Below are 1,752 nucleotides of genomic sequence, written 5' to 3'. Positions count from 1 at the left end.
TTTTAAATTCTTTTTTAAATTATTTTTGGAATTAATTTTTAAATCTTCAGGAAAATATCCATGCTCCAAATAAAACTCAAATAATTCTCTATCTTTAGAATTATTATAAGAATCTTCGGACATATTAAATCCTTAATTTACGAATTTAATAATTTAAGAAATTCAAAATTATTTTTAGTTGAACTCATTTTATCAATAACTTTTTCTATAATTCCGTATTCGTCAACATTGGCATTCATACTTTGAGCGTTTCTTATCAGTCGCATTTTGGCAAGCTCTTCATCGCTTAAAAGCAAATCGTCTCTTCGAGTGGAAGAAGAATCGATATCTATCGCTGGGAATAATCTTCTGTTTGCGAATTTTCTATCCAAATGAAGTTCCATATTTCCCGTGCCTTTAAACTCTTCATAAATATAATCGTCCATTCTGCTTCCCGTATCGACTAAAGCGGAAGCTATTATTGTAAGAGAACCGCCCTCTTCTATATTTCGAGCCGCTCCGAAGAATCTTTTCGGTTTATGCAAAGCGTTTGAATCGACTCCTCCCGTAAGTATCTTTCCACTCGCTGGGACGGTTAAGTTATAAGCTCTCGAAAGTCTCGTTATCGAATCAAGTATAATAACTACATCATGTTTATTTTCAACAAGTCGTTTAGCTTTTTCCAAAACCATTTCGGAAACCTGACAATGTTTTTCTGGCGCTTCGTCAAAAGTGGAAGCTATAACCTCCGCATCTGGAACGCTTCTTTTCATGTCGGTAACTTCTTCTGGACGCTCGTCTATAAGAAGTATAAAAAGTTTTATATCGGGATAATTTCTGCAAATTGCGTTGGCTATTTCTTGAAGCATCATAGTTTTTCCCGCTTTCGGAGGAGACACGATTAAACCTCTCTGTCCTTTTCCTATAGGAGCGACTAAATTTATTATCCGAGTAGAAATTTTATTTGGGGCGAATTCCAAATTTATTTTTTCGTTTGGAAATATCGGCGTAAGTTTATCGAAAATAGGTCTTTTATATAGATTTTCTGGCTTATCTCCGTTTACTCGCTCTATTCTTAAAAGTCCAAAATATTTATCTGGACTATTATCTTTAGGAGGACGAACTTCTCCCCCGACAACATCTCCCGTCCTTAATCCGAAAAGTCTTATTTGAGTAGGCGCTATATATATGTCATCCTGCCCGGATAAATAATTCATATTTGGCGACCTTAAAAAACCGAAACCGTCTTGCAAAACTTCCAAAGTTCCTTCGGCTTCGATTTTTCCTCCAGAAACGAGATGCGTTCTCAATATCAAATGCATTAATTCCTGCCTTCTGATATTGGCGTCTCTTTTTAAGCCATAGCTATTTGCAAATTCCAATAATTCTTCAAAAGTCAAACAGCTTAATTTATTTATATATACGATATCTTGAGGTCTTTCTATATTTTCATTAGTTTCGTTTTCGCTATTATTATTTTCTTCGTTATTATTATTACTATTCGAATTATTTAAATTATTTTCGCTATTAACCAAAATAGCTTTTTTTACAACTTTTTTTCTAACGCTCCTAACTTTAACGGGCGCAGGAACTGATTCCGCTTCTAAATTTTCTTCGTTTTCTTTATTATTTTCTGAAAAATCCATAGATACTCCTATGCAAATAATATATGCAAAATATATATAAAATATTTATAATTAATTTGATTTTATTAATTTTTATTTTTTCGCTTCGGTTTTAACGGACGAGCCATCGCAAAGCATAACCACGCAC

At 33.4% G+C, this 1,752-nt stretch carries 1 protein-coding gene; it reads right to left on the bottom strand.

All coding sequences use genetic code 11. The features are described from left to right. Positions 1-137: 137 nt before the first annotated feature. On the bottom strand, positions 138-1,625 hold the full coding sequence (gene rho, locus ACR0QS_RS13115) for a transcription termination factor Rho (protein ID WP_432633899.1): 1,488 nt from the start codon (positions 1,623-1,625) through the stop codon (positions 138-140). Between the last annotated feature and the right edge of the window lie 127 nt (positions 1,626-1,752).

Source organism: Brachyspira sp. (assembly GCF_050873525.1).
GTDB lineage: Bacteria > Spirochaetota > Brachyspiria > Brachyspirales > Brachyspiraceae > Brachyspira.
Note: the sequence above shows the minus strand (reverse complement) of the source record. Positions and strands in the feature narration are given on the sequence as shown.